At 41.9% G+C, this 23,548-nt stretch carries 25 protein-coding genes; 8 read left to right on the top strand and 17 right to left on the bottom strand.

Annotated elements, in window-relative coordinates:
• The coding region (locus ACFRAK_RS26145) for a hypothetical protein (RefSeq protein ID WP_394572801.1) at window positions 1-182 on the top strand (182 nt) is incomplete at its 5' end.
• A 91-nt stretch (window positions 183-273) separates the two neighbouring features.
• Window positions 274-1,212, top strand: coding sequence for an oxidoreductase (locus tag ACFRAK_RS26140; RefSeq protein ID WP_394572800.1), 939 nt, complete (start codon window positions 274-276; stop codon window positions 1,210-1,212).
• Between the two features lie 77 nt (window positions 1,213-1,289).
• On the opposite strand, the gene ACFRAK_RS26135 is transcribed toward ACFRAK_RS26140, so the two are convergent.
• A complete protein-coding gene (locus ACFRAK_RS26135; RefSeq protein ID WP_377402186.1) occupies window positions 1,290-1,730 on the bottom strand; it encodes a peptidylprolyl isomerase in 441 nt (146 codons plus the stop codon).
• 162 nt (window positions 1,731-1,892) lie between these two features.
• Here ACFRAK_RS26135 and ACFRAK_RS26130 point away from each other — a divergent pair, with 162 nt between their 5' ends.
• The gene (locus ACFRAK_RS26130; RefSeq protein WP_394572799.1) at window positions 1,893-2,885 is read left to right on the top strand and encodes an NADPH:quinone oxidoreductase family protein; all 993 of its coding nucleotides are present in this window, start codon (window positions 1,893-1,895) and stop codon (window positions 2,883-2,885) included.
• A gap of 37 nt (window positions 2,886-2,922) precedes the next feature.
• Here ACFRAK_RS26130 and ACFRAK_RS26125 read toward each other — a convergent pair whose 3' ends face one another.
• From ACFRAK_RS26125 to ACFRAK_RS26115, 3 genes are all read right to left on the bottom strand, one after another.
• Entirely contained in the window at window positions 2,923-4,389 is a 1,467-nt protein-coding gene (locus ACFRAK_RS26125; protein ID WP_394572798.1) for a PAS domain-containing sensor histidine kinase, read from the bottom strand.
• 147 nt (window positions 4,390-4,536) lie between these two features.
• Window positions 4,537-4,965: a cell wall hydrolase gene (locus ACFRAK_RS26120; RefSeq protein ID WP_387603828.1), complete on the bottom strand. Its 429-nt coding sequence runs from the start codon at window positions 4,963-4,965 to the stop codon at window positions 4,537-4,539.
• A 219-nt stretch (window positions 4,966-5,184) separates the two neighbouring features.
• Entirely contained in the window at window positions 5,185-5,454 is a 270-nt protein-coding gene (locus ACFRAK_RS26115) for a DUF1292 domain-containing protein (protein WP_034310405.1), read from the bottom strand.
• A 305-nt stretch (window positions 5,455-5,759) separates the two neighbouring features.
• On the opposite strand from ACFRAK_RS26115, the gene ACFRAK_RS26110 reads away from it, so the two are divergent.
• Both ACFRAK_RS26110 and ACFRAK_RS26105 read left to right on the top strand, forming a co-directional pair.
• The gene (locus tag ACFRAK_RS26110; RefSeq protein WP_311202536.1) at window positions 5,760-6,146 is read left to right on the top strand and encodes a VOC family protein; all 387 of its coding nucleotides are present in this window, start codon (window positions 5,760-5,762) and stop codon (window positions 6,144-6,146) included.
• 180 nt (window positions 6,147-6,326) lie between these two features.
• Complete coding sequence (locus ACFRAK_RS26105; RefSeq protein ID WP_387604151.1) at window positions 6,327-7,970, top strand: alkaline phosphatase; 1,644 nt, start codon at window positions 6,327-6,329, stop codon at window positions 7,968-7,970.
• An 82-nt stretch (window positions 7,971-8,052) separates the two neighbouring features.
• On the opposite strand, the gene rpsN is transcribed toward ACFRAK_RS26105, so the two are convergent.
• The 10 genes from rpsN to purT form a co-directional block, all read right to left on the bottom strand.
• Complete coding sequence (rpsN, locus tag ACFRAK_RS26100) at window positions 8,053-8,322, bottom strand: 30S ribosomal protein S14 (RefSeq protein WP_214744069.1); 270 nt, start codon at window positions 8,320-8,322, stop codon at window positions 8,053-8,055.
• Window positions 8,323-8,361: 39 nt separating this feature from the next.
• Window positions 8,362-9,531: a SidA/IucD/PvdA family monooxygenase gene (locus ACFRAK_RS26095; protein ID WP_387603833.1), complete on the bottom strand. Its 1,170-nt coding sequence runs from the start codon at window positions 9,529-9,531 to the stop codon at window positions 8,362-8,364.
• 66 nt (window positions 9,532-9,597) lie between these two features.
• Window positions 9,598-9,747: a 50S ribosomal protein L33 gene (rpmG, locus tag ACFRAK_RS26090; RefSeq protein WP_053348792.1), complete on the bottom strand. Its 150-nt coding sequence runs from the start codon at window positions 9,745-9,747 to the stop codon at window positions 9,598-9,600.
• A gap of 22 nt (window positions 9,748-9,769) precedes the next feature.
• Window positions 9,770-10,963 (bottom strand): GTP-binding protein, encoded by a 1,194-nt coding sequence (locus ACFRAK_RS26085; protein ID WP_387603835.1) that lies wholly within the window; start codon window positions 10,961-10,963, stop codon window positions 9,770-9,772.
• Window positions 10,964-11,347: 384 nt separating this feature from the next.
• On the bottom strand, window positions 11,348-11,518 hold the full coding sequence (locus ACFRAK_RS26080) for a hypothetical protein (RefSeq protein ID WP_181762212.1): 171 nt from the start codon (window positions 11,516-11,518) through the stop codon (window positions 11,348-11,350).
• A 167-nt stretch (window positions 11,519-11,685) separates the two neighbouring features.
• Window positions 11,686-12,066 carry a nucleotide excision repair endonuclease gene (locus ACFRAK_RS26075; protein WP_260285755.1) on the bottom strand — a complete coding sequence of 127 codons (381 nt, stop codon included), beginning with the start codon at window positions 12,064-12,066 and terminating at the stop codon, window positions 11,686-11,688.
• Window positions 12,067-12,265: 199 nt separating this feature from the next.
• Window positions 12,266-12,418, bottom strand: a complete 153-nt coding sequence (locus tag ACFRAK_RS26070) for a YpzG family protein (RefSeq protein WP_072272311.1) — start codon at window positions 12,416-12,418, stop codon at window positions 12,266-12,268.
• 103 nt (window positions 12,419-12,521) lie between these two features.
• Window positions 12,522-13,169, bottom strand: a complete 648-nt coding sequence (locus tag ACFRAK_RS26065; protein WP_394572797.1) for a DUF4352 domain-containing protein — start codon at window positions 13,167-13,169, stop codon at window positions 12,522-12,524.
• A 22-nt stretch (window positions 13,170-13,191) separates the two neighbouring features.
• The gene (locus tag ACFRAK_RS26060; RefSeq protein WP_394572796.1) at window positions 13,192-14,559 is read right to left on the bottom strand and encodes an alkaline phosphatase; all 1,368 of its coding nucleotides are present in this window, start codon (window positions 14,557-14,559) and stop codon (window positions 13,192-13,194) included.
• Window positions 14,560-14,918: 359 nt separating this feature from the next.
• Window positions 14,919-16,076, bottom strand: coding sequence for a phosphoribosylglycinamide formyltransferase 2 (purT, locus tag ACFRAK_RS26055; protein WP_394572795.1), 1,158 nt, complete (start codon window positions 16,074-16,076; stop codon window positions 14,919-14,921).
• A 269-nt stretch (window positions 16,077-16,345) separates the two neighbouring features.
• On the opposite strand from purT, the gene ACFRAK_RS26050 reads away from it, so the two are divergent.
• Window positions 16,346-16,672, top strand: coding sequence for a hypothetical protein (locus ACFRAK_RS26050; protein ID WP_387705308.1), 327 nt, complete (start codon window positions 16,346-16,348; stop codon window positions 16,670-16,672).
• A 437-nt stretch (window positions 16,673-17,109) separates the two neighbouring features.
• Here ACFRAK_RS26050 and ACFRAK_RS26045 read toward each other — a convergent pair whose 3' ends face one another.
• From ACFRAK_RS26045 to katA, 3 genes are all read right to left on the bottom strand, one after another.
• Complete coding sequence (locus ACFRAK_RS26045; protein WP_394572794.1) at window positions 17,110-18,303, bottom strand: M14 family metallopeptidase; 1,194 nt, start codon at window positions 18,301-18,303, stop codon at window positions 17,110-17,112.
• Window positions 18,304-18,413: 110 nt separating this feature from the next.
• Window positions 18,414-19,133: a glycosyltransferase gene (locus tag ACFRAK_RS26040; RefSeq protein ID WP_394572793.1), complete on the bottom strand. Its 720-nt coding sequence runs from the start codon at window positions 19,131-19,133 to the stop codon at window positions 18,414-18,416.
• Window positions 19,134-19,691: 558 nt separating this feature from the next.
• Complete coding sequence (gene katA, locus ACFRAK_RS26035; protein WP_387705302.1) at window positions 19,692-21,146, bottom strand: catalase KatA; 1,455 nt, start codon at window positions 21,144-21,146, stop codon at window positions 19,692-19,694.
• A 611-nt stretch (window positions 21,147-21,757) separates the two neighbouring features.
• On the opposite strand from katA, the gene ACFRAK_RS26030 reads away from it, so the two are divergent.
• Together ACFRAK_RS26030 and ACFRAK_RS26025 are read left to right on the top strand one after the other, a co-directional pair.
• The gene (locus ACFRAK_RS26030; protein ID WP_387603862.1) at window positions 21,758-22,648 is read left to right on the top strand and encodes a TetR/AcrR family transcriptional regulator; all 891 of its coding nucleotides are present in this window, start codon (window positions 21,758-21,760) and stop codon (window positions 22,646-22,648) included.
• 423 nt (window positions 22,649-23,071) lie between these two features.
• Complete coding sequence (locus ACFRAK_RS26025) at window positions 23,072-23,419, top strand: phage holin family protein (protein ID WP_387603865.1); 348 nt, start codon at window positions 23,072-23,074, stop codon at window positions 23,417-23,419.
• Window positions 23,420-23,548 lie beyond the last annotated feature (129 nt).

Below are 23,548 nucleotides of genomic sequence, written 5' to 3'. Positions count from 1 at the left end.
GATTTGCCCTCCATTGCTCGCTTTCCGCGGGGCGGGCGGTGAGCCTCCTCGGCGTGAACGCCTGTGGGGTCTCACCTGTCCCGCTGCTCCCGCAGAAGTCTCGCACTTCCGCTCCAATCAACCTTAAATCGTTTCGTTTTAAAAACAACAATCTTAACAAAAAGAGCTTTTTTAAAAAATAGAATACAGGCACATGTTCCCGCTACAGAATGTGACATATAGGAATTATTTGGGTATATGATAGGTATAGACCGTGTGGGAAGGTGTGATTGGATGAGTGAAAAGTGGAATGGCGAAGAAATGGCAGATGTATCGGGGCAAACCATTGTGATTACTGGTGCAAATAGTGGAATTGGCTTCGAAACGGCTTTTGCACTGGCCGGTAAGGGGGCAGAGATCATCCTTGCAGTCCGGAATGCTTCAAAAGGTGAAAAGGCAGTCGATAGAATCTTATCGGTCCATCCTAAGGCGAATGTACACGTGATGCAGCTGGATTTAAGTGATTTAAGCAGTATTCGGCATTTTGCTGATTCCTTTCAGGAAAACTATGACTCTCTGTCCGTCCTCATCAATAACGCAGGTGTGATGATTCCGCCATACAGTAAGACGAAAGATGGTTTCGAGCTGCAATTCGGCAGCAATCATCTCGGTCATTTTGCTTTGACAGGCCTCCTTCTTCCGCGTATTCTTTCTACGCCAAGATCGCGTGTGGTCACATTGAGCAGCTTGGCCGCCATCAATGGATATATAGACTTCGAAAACCTAAATGGTGAAAGCGGTTATAAACCAATGAAATACTATGGGCAAAGCAAGCTGGCGAATCTACTCTTCGCCCGCGAATTACAGAATAAATTCAACCAGCATGATGCAAACCCGATCAGCATCGCCTGTCATCCGGGCCTTTCCCATACTAATCTCATGTCTCGCGGATCTGGCAAACCCGTAAATAGATTCGTGCATTTTCTTTCGAAAACCATCACCCAGCCGGCGAGTATGGGAGCATTGCCTACCCTTTATGCCGCAACGGAACCTACATTAACAGGCGGGGAGTATATCGGACCGGATGGAAAAAAGAGCAGGAAAGGCTTTCCGAGAAAAGATGATATCATCGATTCCTTATATAATGAAGAAATCTCGAAAAGATTATGGGCCAATTCGGAAACCTTGACAGAGGTCGAATATCTTTTCTCTGAAAGCATGACGCCAAAATGACTCTACATTCCCCTGTTTCCACTCATGAACAGTGCAAAAAGAAAGAGGGAGCATAATGCCCCCTCTTTTCGCTTTCATCATTCAGCGTCAAAAATTTCGACTTTTTCCATTTTGTCGCCATTTTTCATAGCTTTGGCTGTTTCAAGTCCAGATGTCACTTTACCGAATACTGTGTGAACACCGTTAAGATGCGGTTGTGGTTCATGCACGATAAAGAATTGGCTTGAGCCTGTGTCTTTTCCGGCATGTGCCATCGATAGGCTTCCTGCCTCATGTTTATGAGGGTTTCCTTCTGTTTCACATTTGATTTGCTTGCCGCTTCCGCCTGCACCTGTACCTGTTGGATCTCCGCCTTGGCTTACGAAACCAGGGATTACACGGTGAAAGACTACGCCATTATAAAATCCTGTGTTAGCCAAGTTTTCGAAGTTAGCCACTGTGTTCGGTGCTTCGTTCGGGAAAAGGTCGAATTCGATTTTTTCTCCATTTTCCATAAGTATGTATCCTTTTTTAGCCATGTTAAACATCTCCTTTAATATGAACTGAATCAAATCTAATAGTACCATTTTTAGAAGCAGAAAGAAAAGCGAGCGCTATTATTTCGAATTGTATCATTATACATTCCTATATTTTTTCTTTTATAATGGGGTAGAATCATTATTTTTAAGGGGGAACGAACCATGATACAGCAATTTGATGCATTGGTCGTGAACAAGCAAGATGATCAATTCACCGTTAACATTCAGCAACTATCTCTAGATGATCTACCTCAAGGCGAAGTGCTCATCCGTGTTCATTATTCCGGTGTGAACTATAAAGACAGCCTTGCAGCAATTCCAAATGGAAACATTGTCAGCAGCTATCCGATCGTTCCTGGAATCGACATGGCTGGTGTTGTCGTTTCATCTGCGGATTCCCGCTTTAAAGAAGGAGACGAAGTCATTGCGACCTCCTACGGGATTGGCGTTTCCCAATCAGGGGGCTATAGTCAATTTGCCCGTGTTCCTGCAGAGTGGATCGTCCCGCTTCCTGATGGCCTTACAATGAAAGAGGCCATGATCATCGGAACGGCCGGTTTCACTGCAGCCTTATCGGTTCTGCGACTGGAAGAAAATAACCTCACCCCTGGGCAAGGGAGCGTACTTGTCACTGGTGCAACTGGCGGAGTCGGCAGTTTTGCAGTCTCGATCCTTTCCAAACTTGGCTATTCCGTTGAGGCGAGTACAGGAAAAGAATCGGAACATAAATATTTGAGGGAAATCGGTGCGGCGACCATCGTATCGCGTGAAGAAGTATATGATGGCAAGCTGCGGGCACTGGGCAAACAGAAGTGGAGCGGGGCGGTAGATCCCGTCGGCGGCGAACCGTTAGCTTCAGTCCTTAGCCAAATCAAGTATGGCGGAGCTGTGGCGGTCAGTGGGTTGACAGCTGGTACAAGCCTTCCTGCCACCGTCTTTCCATTCATCCTAAGAGGGGTTAATCTACTTGGGATCGATTCGGTCAATTGCCCGATGGAAACAAGATTGAAAGTATGGCATCGCCTTGCCACCGACTTTAAACTCGAGCATTTAGAACAGCTCGTTCAACAGGAAATTACACTTAATGAATTGCCTGACGTCCTTCCTACCCTATTAAAAGGGGAAGCAAGAGGCAGAACGATCGTTAAGCTATAAACCAAAAAAGTGACGAGAGCATGGCTTCTCGTCACTTTCATTGTGAACTTTCATTTATAGGGAGTCTGATCTCTACAATCGTCCCTTCTCCCACTTCGCTGCTGAAATGAATTTCCCCATTATGCTCATGGATGATTTTAGTACTGACCATGAGCCCAAACCCCGTTCCTTTTTCAGAGGTGCTATAAAATGGCTGCCCTAGGTGCTGCATACGCTCATTTGAGATTCCGCAGCCTGAATCAATGAATCGGATCATTGCAGAGTCTCCTCCATGGTGTAACTGTATATGAAGTTTGCCGCCATTCGGCATGGCTTCTAACGCATTATTGACTACATTCGTGAATACTTGTTTTAACTGATTCGGTTCGCCAAAGACAGATGCCGAATCCGTATTATATTCTTTGATGAATTCAACATCATTCAATATCGCTTGTAACTCGGCTAACGTAATCACACTATCCAATATATCGTTAAGCTGGATGTATTCACAAACCTTCGCTTCAGGCTCTGCTAAACTTAAAAATTCATTGGCCAGGGTTTCGATCTTTTCAACTTCGCTGACCGTCATTTCAAGATAGTCCTTTTGCTCAGGATTTTCCCTTAATAATTGTAAAAATCCTTTGACCGTAGTTAATGGATTTCTTAATTCGTGCGCGATGCCTGCAGCCATCTGTCCTACCGCTGATAACATATTGGATTTACAGAGCAGCTCATCGGTCTTTTTACGCTCGGTAATATCCCTGCAGAATACCTGTATGGCCGGCTGACCTTTATAAATAATCGGAAGACCGAGTGTTTCTCCATAAAATACTTGTCCGTCAAGTCGAATGAATTTTTGTTCCAGTAAACCAACAGCCTGATGATCATCCCTCATGATATCGATTCTTTTTTGTACACTTTCCCGGGACTCCAGGTGAACGAACTGAAAAACCGATTTACCGATAATATCCTCCACACTATCCATCCCAAGCATTTTCGCCCCCATGGGATTCATATACTCGATGATCCCATTACGATGTACAAAAATCGCTTCAGGTGATACCTCCACTAAACTGCGATACCTTTGCTCACTTTCCTTCAAGGCAGCTTCAGCAAGTTTTTGATTCGTGATATCCCGATAAACGAAAACCAGGGCGCACGGCTCATTTTCATCATCCCGAATATTGAACAGGGAGATGCTTACATCGATTAACTGGCCATCCTTCCTTAACCTGACCGTTTCAAAGCCTTTCTTTTGTACCCCTGCCTTAATCTGGTCATGCAATTCATTGACTGATTCCTTCAAGAAATCAGGAATAATAGGAAATGGCATGCCAATGAGCTCATCATTCGTCCAACCGAAAAACTCTTCAAAAGCTGCATTCACTTGAAGGGTCTTTCCTTCCAGATCAACAATGGAAATGGCGTCCGGGTTGTTCTCCATTAAAGATTTAAATTTCTCGGTATTATCCTCCGGCTGTATTCCCATTTGCCCTTGTCCATAATTAATAAGCCTTTTACTCATCAATTTTTTTATTCCTTTCTTATCCGGAAATTTACAGTCTCAATTTTACAGTATCAGTAAATCATTTGCCAGTTTTATCATATGATTTTTCCTAGTTAAAGACTGATGCACAAAGAGGCCAAACCTCCATAAGGTTCAGCCTCCTCCTTAAAATGTATTATAAATGTTCGGGCATTCTGTACCTGTTGGTTCATAAAAGCAATGAAGCTTGAAACGCCCAACCAGGGGCTGATTATACCAGGTTGCCGGACAATCTCCCGGCGGCCTGAAGTACCATAGGCTAAATTTAGAGGGCCATAGCCTTTCACCATTTACGTTTCTGCGCGCAAGCCTTTTTTCCCTATCCCTTGCCCGCTGATAAAAATATCCCTTCTGTACAGCTTCAAAGGCATGCTCCTGATAAATCATATCTGGAATCGTCCTCAATCCTTTGAAATCGGAACAATTCGCCCTAATCCGATTGACTCCTACATTACCGATCATCAACATGCCTTGATCGCCTTCACCCTCGCCTTCCGCCCTAAGCAATCTTGCCAATAAGGCAATATCGGCATCAGTGTGCTTAACAACGGCCATCCCATCACCTCCATTTTTATCCTATGTCTTGGATATGGAAAAATACTCCGTTTATTAACAAAATATTCATATATCGTACACGTCCTATCAATAATAGTACCCTATACTTAAGTAAGGCTGGATAGCACGCGTGGCTATCATGGTATTTGGCGAAGGCGGGGCTAATACTTTCTTTATACATAAAAAAAGGCGACACATAATGTGCCGCCTTTTATCTTGTCATTCTTTCGCTTCAAATGCCGCTTCAAACGCCAATGATACCTTTTCGAATTCTTCATCCGATTCGATATCGAGCAGTTCACCTTCACCTTCGACCCTGAAAAAGAAAATATCGATATCTTCATCTGTATCCTCTTCAATATCTTCAAGCAAACCTACTGCTACATATTCCGTTCCTTCTACATCCAATGATCCTAAAACCTCAACTTCATGGCCTTCATCGCTGTCATCGGTAAGGGTGAAAACTTCACCTTCACGAATTTTTCCCATACTACCTCTCCTTTCCTATCCATTAATAATGGAGTTGTTTCAATAAGTATATCGGCTATTCCATTTAGAAACAAATTTTTGCCCTAGAAAATGATGAATGCCTTTCTTTACAAGAAAAGAATCCAGAAAAATATTATCCCATAAGCCATTTATCATTTTTTTATTATTCACCAATACTTTCCCTTAATTAACATCATTTAAAAAATTATCTAAAAACGGCTATAAAAATGTAATTTAATTTCGAATAATCTTATATATACTAATATTAGCAATTTGCATCCGGACTTATGAAGGAGGAAGATTTCTTGGCTGTGAAAAGGGTCGATCACATTGGCGTCGTTGTAAAAGATCTTGAAAAGTCCATCGCCTTTTATCAAGATGTGCTGGATTTAAAATTAAAAGCACGGATGACACATACTAATGGGGTAATCGAACTGGCATTTCTGGGATACGAAGAGTCGGACGAAACAGAAATAGAGTTGATTCAGGGATATAGTGACACACTGCCATCCGAGGCAACGATCCACCATTTTGCCATTACCGTGGATGATATCGAAGAAGAATACGCCCGGATCAAAAACTTGGATAACACTGAGCTGATTGATGAAGAGATAGTCACCCTTCCAAATGGTTATCGCTATTTCTACGTATATGGACCGGAAAAAGAGTGGATTGAATTTTTCCAAAGGTAAAAAGCAGATTCTTAAAGACTTCTGCTTTTTTAACGTTCACTTTACAAGCCGCTTCGTCAATGTTTAACAATTTTTACAAATAAAGACCATTTCTTTACTTAAATGAAGTAATTTCTTAATACACTGCATTTATCCTAAGATGTAATAATTATATTTTTGGAGGTAAGCATTTTGGGGAAAATGAGCAAAAAGGTAGCAGGAATTACGTTAGCGGGAGCGGTAGCCATATCATCACTAGGCATTTCAACCATGAAGGAAGATGTTCAGGCAAAGGATAAGAAAAAAGAACCAACAAACGTCATCATGATGGTGATGGACGGGACAAGCACTGGAGCCACAACCCTTTCAAGGTGGTATAAAGGCGATAATCTAGCCATGGACGAAATCCTGTCTGGCGGCATGCGTACATACTCAGCTGAATCGGCCATTACGGACTCAGCTCCTGCAGCGACAGCCCTTGCGACAGGAAATAAATCAAATGATAAATTTGTCGGTGTCCTTCCATCCATCGTTAATTCTCCAGGGCTCGATCCGGTTAATACGAAAAATGCCCATAAACCAGTAGCTAACGTTTTGGAGGGTGCAAAACAAGCCGGAAAGGCTACTGGCATCATTTCTACATCTGAAATCCAGCATGCTACACCTGCAGGCTTCTCCGCTCACGTGACACATCGAAGCAATTATGGGGATATTGCGGAACAGCAGGTTTATCAGGGGATTGACGTCGTATTGGGAGGGGGTAAAGAATCCCTTTTACCAGGTAAAACAAAAAATGCAAGAATTGATGGAGAAAACCTTTTGGAAGTGCTCGATAAAGACAAATATGATTTTGTTGAATCCCGTGACGAGCTATTAAACTCTAAATCGAATAAAATTTGGGGAAGCTTTGCACCAAGTGCCCTAGCATATGATTTAGATCGTGAAACAACAAAGCCAAGTGAGCCCACTTTAGCCGAAATGACCAATAAAGCCCTTAAAACCTTGAAAAAAGATAAAGATGGCTTCTTCTTATTTGTTGAAGGAAGCAAGATTGACTGGGCTGCTCACGGAAACGACACGATCGGAATGATTAGTGATACTTTAGCTTTTGATGATGCAGTAAACGAAGCCCTTAAGTTTGCAAAAAATGACGGAAACACTATGGTCATTGCTGTAACGGACCATGGGAACAGCGGGATTACAATGGGTAACGTAAACACGAACTCCTCATACCCGGAAACACCCGTATCAGCTTATATCGATCCATTAAAGAAAGCGAAGATGACTGTTGAAGGAGCCTTAAGTAAGTTGAAACCAGATCATTCCAATCTAAAAGAAGTTGCAGCACTATATGGACTTGATGATCTGACTTCTGAAGAAACAGCAAAACTTACCTCTTCTAAAAACGTAGGTGCTGAAATGACAAAGCTGCTTGCTAACCGTGCCAACATTGGCTTTACAACAGGCGGTCATACAGGGGAAGACGTATTCCTGTATTCTTATGGCCCTTCAAAACCGACTGGATTAGTGGAGAATACAGACCTTGCTAAAAAAATGGCCGAATTCATGGGCTTTGATTTACAAAAGTTATCGAACAAACTATACATGAATGCTAAAGAATCCTTTGAGAAAAAAGGATATTCAACCCGTATTGATGTGTCTGACCCAAATAACCCGGTTTTCGTAGCGAAAAAGGGGCAGCAAAAAATAGAGTTGCCTGCAAATAAGAATATCGTGATCAGCAATACTCCTAAATCCACTAAACAAAAAGAAATAAATGCCATCACCGTTTACAACGGAAAAGACTTCTATATATCTGAACAAGCATTAAAAGCAGTCAAGTAAGCATCACTACTTTATAATGATAAAGGAGCCCTTGTTTTTAACAAGGGCTCCTTTTCTGACGAATGATTTGACACTCCCCGCTTCACCAGCTTGACTTTTTGATACCCGGCAGTTGCCCTTTATGAGCAAGTTCCCTAAAAACGATACGTGACATGTTGAATTTGCGCATATATCCACGTGGCCTCCCCGTTACTCCACAACGATTGTGGACCCTTGTCGGCGAGGAATCGCGAGGGAGTTTGGCCAATGCGGCATAATCCCCTTTCTCTTTCAATTCCTTTCTAAGTTCTGCATACTTTTCGACCATTGCCAACTGTTTTTGTGCTTTTATCACCTTGGATTTTTTCGCCATTTATATTCTCCTTTTTTAAGATCTTGAATTTATGAAAATCTATAAACTATTGACAATTCGTTCCGCTGCCTGTCTTGCCCCCGATATATTCCTGGATATCGGTCCCATTTCAAGTTCAGCCAATGCACCCGTGACATATAAACCAGGTCCCCACTGCAACGACTGCGAAATGATTGGATAACCACATTCCGCGCAGCGTAAATCATGCGACCGGATGACTGGCGTCAGCCAATCCTTCCCTGGCATCGATGACTTAAAGCCGGTCGCTAAAAGGATCGTCCCCGTTTCTTGAATGACCTTTTCGTTTTTATCCCTGAGGCTGATACGCCCGTCCCTCCACACAGCGCTTATCACCTCAACATCCATTACACGCAATAATCCCTGTTTAACCTGATTCATACACGCTTTATGTAAGTCAGGTGGGATGGATCCCTTATTACGGGCCTGGACAATGGTCTCGCGTCTTTTTTGATAGCTGGTTATAGCACGGAAAGGTCGCTGTTTTTTCGGCCCCAACCAACCAGGATCACTGTCGAAATCATGAATTCTAAAATGATGCCGCTTCAGAACCGTTACATCATGGGGATAGATTTTACTTAGCTTTAAAGCTAGATGGACAGAAGATATGCCGCCCCCAATGATCGTGATGGGCCCCTGCAATTGTGTCAGATCCGGAATATTTTCATCGAATATGTGGTAAATGGGACCACCATGCTCTTGTTTGAATTGCTGTGCCCAATCAGGCCAATAAGGCTGTTCGCCAATACCAATTGAAATCACAAGTTTTTGTCCCACAAGCCGTTGCTTGTTCTGCAATTGGATTTCCCAGCTCTGTCCCGTTTTGCAGGCAGAGATGACTTCCCCTTGCACCCATGCCTGCTTAATGGATAAATCATCAGCCAAGTGAACACAATGTTCATTGAAGGATTTTAAGGATGGCCGCTTATATTGGCCGTAAAAGTTATTTTTCCAGTCTGCCTTCTCCACATATTTCTGCAGGCTGAAGGGATTCACATCCAGATGGTGTACGGATGGAGAACGTAAATATGGCATTGAAATGACTTCCGTACAATGCTTCCATCTTGCCAATGGTTCTTCATTTCTATCGACAATCGCCAGCTGGTCCACCCTCGTTTTTCCTGACTTAAGTAAAAATGCAGCCATCGTCATTCCTTGAATGCCTCCGCCAATTATGATCCATTCCAACATGAACTTCCCACCTTTTACATCCATTCTTTTCAATAAAACATAATCATTCCGATTTAAACCTTAAAATTACTTCGTTTCACGGTGAAGCGTGTGTTTCTTCAATCGCGGGCAGTACTTTTTCAATTCGATCCTATCTGGATTATTCCGCTTGTTTTTCGTCGTGATATAATTTCGGTCCCCTGTTTCTGTGCATGCTAAAGTAATGTTCACTCTCATTTTTGTTTCCTCCTAAAGTTTTTTAATGAACGATTTCCGTGAATGCAGGCAATCGATCTTCGTACAGAGACCAATCCTGCTGCAACTCAGTTTCCGTCAATAAGCATTGATCTAATTCAGTTTCGATTTCCTGTTGATTCATTTGAATGCCAATCATCACCAGCTCCGTCATCCTGTCACCGTATACTGCATCCCACCGTTCCAATAATTCAGGTGCCTCCTTTAAAATTCGGCGCTGTTCTTCCTCAGGGTATGCTGCAATCCATTTACCGGCTGCTTGTAAAGTTAATGACGGTCCTGCCTGCGATAGCAAGCCTGCCGTATCATTTCTCGTTGCCAGCCAAAGGAAGCCCTTTGCCCTCACCACTTGTACGGGCCAGTTCTCCAACCACTCCATCAGCCTCTCGGGATGAAAGGGTATTTTCCTTCTGTAAACGAAGGAAGAAATCCCGTACTCCAGGGTCTCCGGAATATGCTCTTCATTCAATTCCTTTATCCAGCCGGCTCCTTGGCTTGCCTTTTCAAAATCAAATAAATGTGTATTCAATACCTCCTTTAGCGGCACCTTGGAATGGTTTGTTTCGATGATCCTCGCATCGGCATTCATTTTTTGAAGAACCGCTTTCAATTCCTCAACGGCATCAGCATCAATTAGATCGATTTTATTCAACAGGATGACATTGGCAAACTCTATCTGATCTATTAATAAATCGACCACTTCCCTGCCATCCGCAGCATCAGTTGCCTGCATCCTGTCAATAAGTGTTTCTCCTGAAGTGAAGTCTTGCCAAAAGTTATACCCATCAACAACGGTAACCATCGTATCGAGCCGGCAATATTCCCCTAAATCAATTCCCATGCTTTCATCAACATACGAGAAGGTTTGAGCTACAGGTACCGGTTCACTTATCCCAGTCGATTCAATCACGATGTAATCAATGTCCCCTTGTTTCGCCAATTTCTCCACTTCAATCATCAAATCCTCACGAAGCGTACAGCAAATGCAGCCATTCTGCATTTCCACCAGTTTTTCATCCGTCCGGGTAAATCCTCCCTGCTTGACCAACGAAGCATCAATATTGATTTCACTCATATCATTAACGATGACGGCAACCTTCAGATCATTCCGATTTTCAAGAATATGATTCAAAAGCGTCGTCTTTCCCGCACCAAGGTATCCACTCAATACCGTAACCGGAATTTTCTTCATCTCCATCACTTCCCACTCCTTTACCTAATACCTTACCGTAAATCAAAATCATTACGATTTAAATGCCGAAGCTATCTCGCAAGTAAAAACACCCTTTAATAATAAAACGTAATCATTACTATTTGCAAGCTTTTTTAAAATTCCTCCGAATACTTTTGCTGACAAATGTAATCACAGATAAATGAACGGTGCTGACATTCTTCATGAAACTTAAAACAAAAATTAAAAGGAAGCCCAATCACACATAACATCTTGTGTAAAGAACCTCCATTGAGTTATATCATTTAATGTATTTTTGACAAGCTGCTGATCATCCACAACGTTTCATTTTCCAATACATTTTTCTTTTTCTTTGTTGCAATTCGAGAAAAAAATCATTCGTCACTATGCTTATTCCGCCATTTCCCACCCTGAAGATTTTACTGTCTTTTGTTCAAAAGTTTCAATTTCTCTCTGTTTCGCCAATTTTGAGGCTTGTGACACGGACCACGTTAAATTCCCAAAGGCAATCACTGTCCCGATCGAGATAACTAACACCTTTTTACAAAGTATTTTCTTCAATAGCTTCCTCCTGAGAATGTATTGGAATACTCTAAATATAAACCAACAATGTTAACCTAGCATGTAGCAGCTGTAAATGTATGAAATTATTTTTGGACATATGTAAACTTAAGTTTGCACACAAAAAAAGCTGAGTGCATATGCAGTCAGCTTTTCATAGGTACTTCTTATTTATAAAACACTTTGTCGACATTGTATTTAGCATGAAGCTTATTGATCATGTACGTTTCATAGATTTCACGTTCCATAGCGTCTTCGACTAAAAGAATGTCAATTTTCTTGACTTCATTACGATGCTCTTTAATCGGAGAAACATTATCCTCGAAATGCTTCTTGACCCTTGGTCTTAATTTACGGGCCTTACCGACAAAAATCAGTTCATCATTCTCATTGTAAAACAAGATGATGCCTCCTTTATCACGGGGAATCAAATGAAAATCGATAAACCCGTAAATTTCAGGAATGACAGGTTCGTCTCCTTCTATAACTTGCTTTCTTTGTTTGATGCTTATATCCGCTGCAGGGATTTCAATTTTAATCATTACAATTCACGTCCTCTATTTGTATAAAGTGAAACTTTCAATCGGAATCGAAACTCCAGTTTCACGCCAAGCTCATCACTTCAATCTTAAAGGTAAATGGTATCATAATTATGAGTGAAAAGCCATGTATGCCTTGATCTGTTTTCTGGATTAAATATAAAGAAGAAGACTCGCTGGGAGCCTCCTTCTTTGTCGGAAATATCCGTTACCACCTGTGAGCCTTTGCATTGCTTCTTAGTATAATGTTCGTTTGTGATTCTTGCGTATGACCATTAACTTGAGATTTTGAACGCTTAGGTCTTGTCCAATTATGGTGAAACTTTTGAGAATGTGGATCTAATTGATCTTTATAGCTCATTCTGTGTCACCTCATCATTAGGATTTGGATATTCCGTTCAGTGATAGTAATCCCCATCACTTGTTCTAGTATTTTATTTTTCCAAGGCATTTATACATATTCTTTAAAAAGCGAATTCAGCTGGCTTGCCTTTTGCAAGGACTTTCTCTTCTTCATCCACCGCATCGCTTGTCATGAAGGATATGCCCTTTATGTTCCCATCATTTACAATGAAACCAATGTTTCCGCTTTTTGAACCGTTTCCTTCTATTTCACCAGAAAGTTCTTCCAAGTAGATATCATCTTCCCATGTCAGATGTTCTCCACTGTTCGTTTCAAGGAAGGCAACTGGGGAAAACTTGATTTTTTTATCCGAATTGTTTTTAATTTCCACGTTCATTTTTACGATATCGAAATCCTCATCATGCGTATAGCCGTGGAAGAAATCAATCATGCTGTAATCCGGAGTGGCATGCATCACTTTCATTTCTTTGACTTTAACCTCGATCGGGCCAACATTCACTGTTTCATTCACTTTTTTATAGCCCTTCAAAGTCAATTCGCCTTTTGCATCGGAAACGTTCTGACCGATCTGGTTCAATTTTATATCATCAGGAAGCTGTGGATTCGGAACATAGACATCCTCTTTTACCAGTGGTCGTGCAATTTCCTCTGTTTTTTCTTTAGCTGTCGTTTCTTCTTTGTAAGCTGGTTGTGTATTAAGAGCACCAAATGCGGTTAATAACAGGGCACCAATCATCAGTCTGTTCATTGAATCCCTCCCTGAAGCGTTTTTACTTCTTTAATAGATCAAAGATGATTTTGGCTTGATCCGTGTTATCGACCTGCCCTGCAAAACGTTCTTTATATGGTCCATATGCGTAGACCGGAACATCTTCACCTGTATGTCCCCCGGTAGTCCATGCAGTATTGGTCCGATTGTCGAATATGGCTTCGATGGCATTATCGACGTTCGTCACATTTTTTGATTTGGCAGCTTCTGTTACCGTTTTGATTTCAGCGTCAGTTAGCTTCACCTCATTTTGATTAATATATTGCTTTAACGTCTTTTCGACATCGGCTCCTTTGACGATGGCATCCGCCATGAAGTCAGGGGTGCGTTTGGCTGCCTTGATCGGTTCACCATACCAGTTATATATTCCTTTTGCCCCGATCGAGAATCCTCCTGTAGAGTGATCCGCAGTAGCCACCACTAGGGTATGTTTGTCTTTCTTCGCAAATTCGATGGCCGCTTTATATGCTTTTTCAAAGTCTTCCATTTCACTCATTGCACCTACGATATCATTATCATGTCCGGCCCAATCGATCTGGCTTCCCTCGACCATGAGGAAGAATCCATCTTTGTCTTTATTCAAGCGCTGGATCGCCGAGCTTGTCATGTCTGACAAAGAAGGCGTTTCACTAGGGCGGTCAATCATTTTCGGCAGTCCTTCAGAAGCGAATAAACCAAGGACCTGTTCATTTTTATCCTTAAGCATTTGATTTTTATCAGTCACATAACTGTAACCGTCTTTTTCGAAGGCTTTCGCCAAATTGACATCAGGCCGAACAAAATTGGACTTCCCACCGCCCAATAGGACGTCAATTTTATGTTTGCCCTTGATTAAGTCATTATAATAATCGTCTGCGATTGAATTCATGTTTTTCCGATTTTCATCATGGGCGCCAAAAGATGCAGGTGTAGCATGAGTGATTTCTGAAGTGGCAACCAATCCCGTCGCTTTTCCTTTTTCCTTTGCTGCTTCCAATACGGTTTTGACTTCAGATTTATCGTTATCCACTGCAATCGCAGCGTTATAAGTCTTCACTCCGGCAGACATTGCAGTTGCGGCAGAAGCTGAATCCGTTATATTTTGTGCAGAGTCTTCTGGGTAAGTCATCTGCTGGCCAACCAGGTATTTATCAAACTCTGTCCGTTCTGCCACCTTCGTACCAGGGTTATCTTTTAAATACCGGTAAGCGGAGGTATAGGACACACCCATGCCGTCACCGATCATGAATATCACGTTCTTGATTTCCGGGTCTTTTTTTGTCTTATCCTTTGCCGAAACACGATCCGCAGCGGACCATGATAAACCTCCAAATGCCAATGCTGAAGCCAGTGTGATGGGCAATACCTTTTTACTCCATGTGCGATTCAAATGAATAGCCCCCCTTTAATTGTTTTCCATTTAATTAAACTATAGGTGATGAAGATGAACTCAATGTCAAGGCTATGTAAAAATGCAGCAGGATAATTGTTAAGGCAAGGTAAAGGGACAGGCCAATTTTATGCGGGTTGTTGGTTGTTCAGGAAATCTGCAGTAGTGGGGCCCTTTTACAGGAGTTGGAGAAGTGAAAAGATTTAGTTAACACGAGCGGGGGTAAGTGATCTTTTCATTCAATGTCTTCAAATCAGGATGATTTGTAAGGAATTTGAAAGTGCTGAAAATCAATGGAGAAAAGAAAATAAAGCACCCTATCAGGATGCTTTAGAGTCAGACTATAGACAAAATCTATCCTACTTCTCTACAACTAAACATTCCAAAGCGCGGGCCGCATTCACTCTCGCCAACTCGATTGAATCGGCAGTCGACAGGGCGACTGCGACCCTTCTACCTGCCTTTGTAACAGGTTTTCCGAAAAGACGCACTTGTGTATTAGGTAAAGCCAAAGCCTGTTCAACACCGACTATAGAATATTCCGATAACTCATCCCGCGCTTTTAATGGACGGCTGGCACCTGGGCTTATCAGCGTGATTTCCGGGATGGGAAATCCTAGAATCGCCCGAATATGCAAGGCAAACTCCGATAAATTCTGAGTCACTAAAGTCACTAGCCCCGTATCATGAGGTCGTGGGGAAACTTCACTGAAATAGACTTTATCCCCTGAAAGGAAAAGCTCAACCCCGAATAATCCATACCCTCCAAGCTCATCCGTAATGGCATGGGCAATTCTTTTCGCTTCCATAATTTGAGCCTCTGTCATATTATGCGGCTGCCAGGATTCAATATAATCCCCGCCCTGCTGAATGTGACCGATTGGGGCACAAAACATGGTACCATTTATGGCCCGGACAGTAAGCAGCGTGATTTCCGAATCAAAACGGATAAATTCTTCAATGATTACCCGTCCATTTTGAACCCGTCCGCCTTCCATCGCAATTCTCCAGCAATCCTCCAGGTCACCTTCCGTGCAGCACACACTTTGACCTTTACCTGAGGAACTCATCAGCGGTTTTACGACATTGGGAAACCCAACTTCCTTGGCAGCTTGGACAAATTCTTCATATGTATCGGCGAATTTGTAGGCTGCGGTCGGAATCTCCAGGGTTTCAGAAGCCAACCTCCTGATTCCTTCACGATCCATTGTCAATTTAGCCGATCTTGCCGTCGGAATGACATGAAAGCCTTCCTCTTCCAATTTGATTAGTTCAGATGTAGCGATGGCTTCGATTTCCGGTACAATCAAATCGGGTTGTTCTTTTTCCACAATACCCCTTAGTTGTTCCGCATCCAGCATATCGATCACATAACTGCGATGAGCGACTTGCATGGCAGGGGCATGTTCATAGCGGTCTACAGCAACGGTTTCCACACCCAGTCTCTGTGCTTCAATTATGACCTCTTTCCCCAATTCACCCGAGCCCAATAATAAAATCTTTTTCGATTTATACATTCAGTCTCTCCTCCTCCGTATCCTCAAAATCATTATATACGAACTATAAATGAATAAACATAAATATTTATTCGTATTTCCATTTAAATTGCACCTAAAATATTAAACAGACGTATTTCATTTAAGCTTTTTAAATCCACACTTGACAAATATGAATAATAAGTTTTATGCTAAATGAAAATATATAAGCTGACCAGTTTACTGGAGGCTCCCTATTCAACATGAGTAGGGAGCCTTTTCGTTTTTATCAATAAGGGAGGAAATACACTATGCAAAAGAAATTGGTAAGGCCCATTTTCCCAATTTTGAATGAGGAGAAAAGTGGCCGCCTTGAGGACATGAAGTACATCAATCTGCCTGACAGATTATTCTTCGAATGGTGCCGGCAGCAATATGCCCTGAATAGAGGAGTTTACAATGCAATCGATAATTGGTTCTATCAATATGGCATTGACCATATACTTTACCGAAGGATTAACCTTTTAGCCTTTTTGGAGTTTGCCGCTTCCCCGGCACAAGAAGCTGGAAAGACAAAGTTCATTAAATTTGGCAGTGGCGGACTGACAAAAAAGCTGCAGGAGTTCATTGCAGATTAACTTGAATCCTATAGTGCCCTTATCAGTAATCCACCCGTTCTCCTCTTACTGATAAGGGACACTTATGCGAATGTCGAAATTTGCATTACGATTATTTTTGAAAATGTAAGCGCTTTCTATTATAATGAAATTAGGTTGGATGGCATGCGTGGCCGTCACAGTATCTGGCGTAGGTGGGGCCAATACAAGCGTTAAGGATGTTAAACTTCTTACCGTAAAACGATTAGAATTCCTTTTGTAAGGGCTGCAATATTACTGGGACATGGAGAATGTCCGTTAATTTCAGGCTAAAAGCGTGTCAATCATGCAATCGATAAGTAAAGCATGACTTTACTTATTTTTTGCAGCAGCCCTCATCGTTGCAAGTCTAATAGTTTATAAGACTAAAAAGCTCTTCCCCATGGTAACGGAGTTGAGCTTTTTCATTTGGTCAAAATTCACATATATAACCCTGCCAAGAAAATCCCAAGCGACTTCTGATAAATCTCATCGAACTGTGATATAGGGAGGGGATTCGTTCCCTTGCCCAGCTCCACGGTAAACCCCGGCCTGCGCCAATCCTGAATGAACCAATCCTTATACCCTGCGTAACTATTGGCGGATTTGACAGGCTCATATCCACTGACCCTCGCAAACTCATTGACTATCGTTTCCGACTCAGGCGGCTCCAAACCTTCAAACCCCCAATAAATGACCTCTCCTTGGGTATGGAATGCAAGGACTTTGCCAAAATCACGTTTTCTTGTCAAATCTGACATTGCAATGGCTTCTGGCTGTGTAAGCGGCCCTTCCCCGGAATAATTTGCCGGACCTGGCTCCGTTACATTATTGCGTTCTTTTTCCAGTTCCCATTTGGCGGGAAATTGATCATTCAGATCCACCCCGTTAATATTTGCTTTCCAGCCAGAGAAGTCTTCGCTTCCATTATTCCATTCCACGAGTCGTCGTCTCAATGACTCATCTGCAGGCGGGCCTTTAAGAACCAACTCCACCCCGTCCGGATTCACCATTGGGACGATCGACAGCATCGTCTGTTGATAAAAGGGAAACACGGATAGACCGCGGATGTCAGCCTGATTCGTGATTGCGAGTAAATAATCATTTAAAAAGGTCATGATCACAGGCGTCGTTATCCACTCATTCGCATGAAAGGAACCATTATAGTGAACTCGTTTGTTACCATTTCCAATCTGTACTTCAGGGATATCCCTTTTAAGCACAGAGTCACCGATCGGGGAGGTTTTAATAAATGGATAGATAGTTTTCAAACGTCTTACATCGGTCATCATCGTCTCATAATCATATTCCCTGTTTCCTTGAATCAGCCTCCACGTAATTCTTAATGGCACAGAAATTGTCTGACCAACTTGCAGGGCATTCGGGTTGAGATTGGGATTAACCAACAATAGGGCATCCAATGTAAGATGACGTGACCTGGCAATTGCCCATAACGAATCACCTTGTTTAATATTATAACTGGTCGTCGTAAAGCCGGGAATTTTGATTTGTTGGCCAATCATAAGTGCAAGTGGATCAATCCCACTATTGGAATCAATGATAAGTTGGTAATTCACCTTGAATAATTGGCTATAATACCACAAGGAATCATTTTGCCGCACAAAAACGTCCATACTGCACCTCCTCTTAACCAAATGTATGCTGATTCGATTTAATTATTGCCAACGCGACGCACCCTCACCAATAGAAAAATCACTCCTCAAAACGAACCAAATTGGGTGCATCATCCAGAATGCTTAAATAATTGCTCAGTACTTCCATACGTCCCCTCAGGGTCCAATTCCTGATATCTTTTGAATTTCGCCATCCGATCTTCTTCTTTGACCCAGCCCAGATGCTTTAAGCGAATGTCGGATAACTTGTGAGGCAACTCAAAGACATTTTCTGCAAATCTCCCACAATGCTGCGGCCTATCGTTCCATTTGCATTCAAACCCCTCCCGATACCTGACCAGGAAAGGCCGGTAATACCGGTGAGCGCACCAGTATTCATCCTCCCTGTAATGGGTTTCATTCCAAAAATCATATAACCGGAAGCAATATACATCCACTTCTTGATCACTTATCAGCTGCCTGACTACCTCTTTGAATCTTTTTTCAAACATTTCATCAGCGTCAAGATTTAAAATCCACTCGGGATTTGACTTCACCGTCTCCGACCATTGTTGTTTACGAAGTTCTATTTCATTGGAGAACTTGGAGACATCATTCCTGATGTTACGCACCGGTATCCCCTTCAATACCTCTGAACAAACCTCTGCGGAATCGTCTGTGCTGCCATCATCAATAATCACCGCTTCATCAATATAATCACGAATTTCCTCTAAAACCTTCCTTAGATAACGGTCACTTTCATTTTTGATGACCATGCTCAGCGTTAATTTGGGACGGGATGCCCCTGAAGGTGAAGCTCCCCGCTTATCCGTCCGATCAAGGAATTCCATCGCACCCTCCAAGTCCGAATCCCTGTATATATGATAAGCGGGCAAGTGGGTATCAACATACAGGGAAAACCCTAGCCGCAAAATGCCGGTCTTCACCCCAAAATGATAGATTCTCGATCATTTTGGGGTGAAAACCTACTTTCAATGCTTTTTGGCTTATGAGTGTACAGGCACCCAAGCCCCCAACTTTATGAACACCAGGTGTTCTCATCTGTCGGATGTACGACTGATAACGTATGGTGATCTTTCCAGTCCCTCCACATCCTCCCTTTTAAGTGAGATCAGGAACTTTTGTAAAATATCTGGTTTCTGGTAAATTGGACTGCCTACTAACACCCGATACTTTTTACTAGTCATAAATTCCACCCTTTATAATTTAAGTAACTGGCCCCCAATTAATCTGACAGCCTGACTTCCTTACAAACATTTATAACTATATATTCTTACCGAACTTGTCGGGTGCCATTTATATAACGGAGCCTTCCATAAACAAACAAAACAGGCACCCATACATGAATGGATGCCTGTTTTCATTTAATAGATTGAGAGTCCCATATTTTACGCTTCTTGCGGTACGGGCAAACCTAAACCTTCGGCTATGCGCGTTCCGTATTCTGGATCGGCTTTGTAAAAATGACCGATTTGACGAAGCTTGATTTCCTCCAATTCGACAGGTTTCATTGCGCCCACGATCGTGTCAACAAGGCGAGTTTTCTCTTCGGCACTTAATAGACGGTATAAGTCGCCTGCTTGAGTGTAGTGATCATCGCTATTATGACCGACTTGTGCAGCTTGCCCTGTCACCTCGAAAGGAGTCACTTTATTTCCCGTTGATTCGGCAGGGCCACCAAAACTATTCGGCTCATAATAAACAGATCCCTTGCCATTGTCATCAGCACGCATGAAGCCATCACGCTGATAGTTATTCGCTTCCACTTTCGGACGGTTAACCGGAAGCTGGTTGTGATTCGAGCCCACACGGTAACGGTGTGCATCTCCATATGCGAATAGACGTCCTTGAAGCATCTTGTCTGGTGAAGCTTCAATTCCCGGTACGAATGTTCCTGGTGAGAACGTGGCCTGCTCTACTTCAGCAAAGTAGTTTTCAGGATTTCTGTTCAATACCATACGGCCAAGCTCGATCAGCGGATAATCTTTTTGAGACCATACCTTCGTCACATCGAATGGATCGAAACGGTACGTATCCGCATCTTCCAGAGGCATGATCTGAACATATAATTTCCATGCAGGGAAGTCCCCTTTTTCAATCGCATTGAAAAGATCTTCCGTATGGTAATCAGGGTTTTCACCTGCTAGTTTTGCAGCTAGATCCACATCAAGGTTTTTGATGCCCTGTTCTGTTTTGAAGTGGTATTTCACCCATACGCCTTGTCCTTCAGCATTCACCCATTTAAATGTGTGGCTTCCGAAACCATGTGTATGACGAAGTGTAGCAGGAATGCCCCGGTCGGACATCAGGATCGTCACTTGGTGCAAAGATTCTGGTGAATGTGACCAGAAATCCCAAACAGCCGTAGGGTTTTTCAAATGTGTTCTTGGATCTCTTTTTTGTGTATGAATGAAATCAGGGAATTTAATCGCATCGCGAATAAAGAATACAGGCGTATTATTACCGACGATATCGTAGTTTCCTTCTTCCGTGTAGAATTTAACAGCAAATCCACGCGGGTCACGGACTGTATCAGCAGAACCCAATTCACCTGCAACTGTGGAGAAACGGATAAAAAGATCTGTCTTTTTGCCCACACCATTGAAAAGTTTAGCTTTCGTGTACTGAGAAAGGTCGTTCGTTACTTCGAAAGTTCCGAATGCACCGGCACCCTTCGCATGAACTACACGTTCAGGCACACGTTCACGGTTGAAGTGGGCTAGTTTTTCCAATAAGTGTACATCTTGAATGAGTACCGGGCCGCGATCTCCGGCAGTAATCGAGTTTTGATTATCTCCAACTGGCGCTCCCCAGCTTGTAGTAAGGTTTTTCTTATTCGACATAATTGAACCACCTTTTCATTAATATTTATGTATATAATGATAAAGCTTCTCAGAAAAAAATCAATACTTATTTATAATAATTTTAATATAATAATCAATTCATTATATTTCCGTTGATAAAACGACTTCAATTTTTACCATAATACGGATAACCAAAAAAATATAAATGTTGATACAACAACTTATCGACAGATCGGAATTCCTAATAATGGTATACGACCCTTATACCCAATATTCCTTCATGACAAGTGATTTTATCATTTCTCCTACCAATGGGGCAGTAATCGAGAATGACCACGAATATTCATGGATACTTTGCGCTATTTACCTATTTCCTTCTATTTATCTTATAACAAACCGAAGTGATCACCTGTGACTTTGTTCACTTCATCAAGCTTTATTTACATATCGGATAGAAGGAGGCAGAAACTGAATGTTTCATTGCTTTTGTGAACCTCAACTACAGCAGAACTCTTCATAATCGGACTGAAACAAAAGGCCCTCCCCCTTATTTCGCTGGAGAAATTGTAAACATACTGGTTTGTGTTCGTATAGAAAATAAGATACTATTACGTTAAAATGACCGTCCAATAAGAGTAAGGGTGATATATATGAATGAGCGCAAACAACTGGTAGTTAAATATGCACACCAATTATTTATTGAAAAGGGTTATCAAGCCACTTCCATTCAGGATATTTTAGATTATAGCGGCATTTCAAAAGGAACATTTTATAACTATTTTTCTTCTAAAAGCGAATTGCTTAAGGCAGTCTTCCTGAATTCGCAAGAAAAATTCGAAAAAGAGCGGAATGAATTGCTGATTGGGCAAAACCTTGCAGATATTGAAATATTCATCAAACAATCCGAATTACAAATGCACTCCAACAAAAACAATAAAATCTTTTTCTTATATGAAGAAGTAATGATTTCAAATGATACAGAACTTAAGAACTTCATAACACATGCTAAATTCCAGCATATCCATTGGCTATCCAAACGGTTTCTGGACATTTTCGGTGCTGATAAAAAACCTTATATTTTGGACTGTGCCATTCTCTACTCGGGGATGATGCACCAAACGATTCATTTTAATGCCTTGGCTAAAGAGCCCGATTTCAACCCTACTGAAATTATCCGTTATTGTGTAGATAGGATTAAATCGATTTTCGAAGATGTCAGCTCGTCAAAAGCACAGCTTTTGGAACCCGATCTCATCAAGCAATGGCTGCCTGAGTGCTTCCATACACAGCAGGATTTTCATACAGCACTCCTGCACTCTGCCAATGGCCTAAAAAAGATGATCTTGAGGCTATGCCAAGATGATGAAGCGGAACGTGTCAAAAACTTAAAATTGATTCACTTTATCCAAGAGGAATTATTACAAAACGCTGAACCGCGAATCTTTCTCATCGAAAGTGCCCTGCTTTCCTTAAACACCAACCCGAAATTGAAAAACACATTGGAATTAAGTGAATTCGAAAAGATCATTGCCCACAACTAAATAGAACCTAATGGGTGCATTTTGCAGACAAATGGTGATTGTTTCGGCGGAAAGGGACAGGTTTCTGAAATCTACTGGACCTTTTTAAATGAAAAGAATGTAGACGAACGGTGTTTTTAAAACAAGACTTGCTTCCCCTTCATGGTTTACTTTTTATATCGGATGATACCGACACTCCTGCCAAATAACTGACTAGCCGAGACCCCACAGGCGCTTGCTTTGATGAGGCTTGGCAGACAGTCGGCGGAAAGGAAGCGGGTTTCTGAAATCTACTGGACCCCTTTTTAGTAACAAGGTCCTTTCGACTCTGGGGAAATACATAGCTTTCCTCTTTTTTTGTGACAATTCTGCAAACATATTACTGAAATTCATGAAATTTTAGTATAATGACTTGTAGTAAAGTGCCTTCAGGAGGAGTTATTCATGAACATAATAATGCGTTTTCTTATCAACGGGCTGGTATTGCTCGTTATTGACTGGCTTCTCGACTCCATCACGATTAAATCTTACGGAACAGCCTTGCTGGCGGTTTTTATATTATCGATCATGAACTTGCTGGTTAGACCCATTCTCCTGCTTATCACATTGCCAATCACCATCCTGACGTTCGGGTTGTTTTCTTTCATTATCAATGCCTTCACATTTCAAATCACTTCCTATGCTGTCAGTGGCTTTGTAATACATTCATTTTGGGGAGCTTTAATCGGATCATTGTTATTGAGTTTCATTCAAAGTCTTCTTATAAAACTGAGTAAAAAAAACCGTCAGTAGCATGCTATTGGTTAAAGCTGTAGACAAACTTGAACTGACCCAATAAAGTTAGACATATAGTTTAAGCAGCTTCTAAGACTTGAGTTCGGTATTCTATCGGACTCAGGTCGTTTAATTTTCTCTTCATAC

The sequence above is a fragment of the Peribacillus sp. NPDC056705 genome (assembly GCF_043656335.1).
The sequence above is the reverse complement of the archived record's forward strand: the minus strand, read 5'-3'. Positions and strand labels throughout refer to the sequence as shown.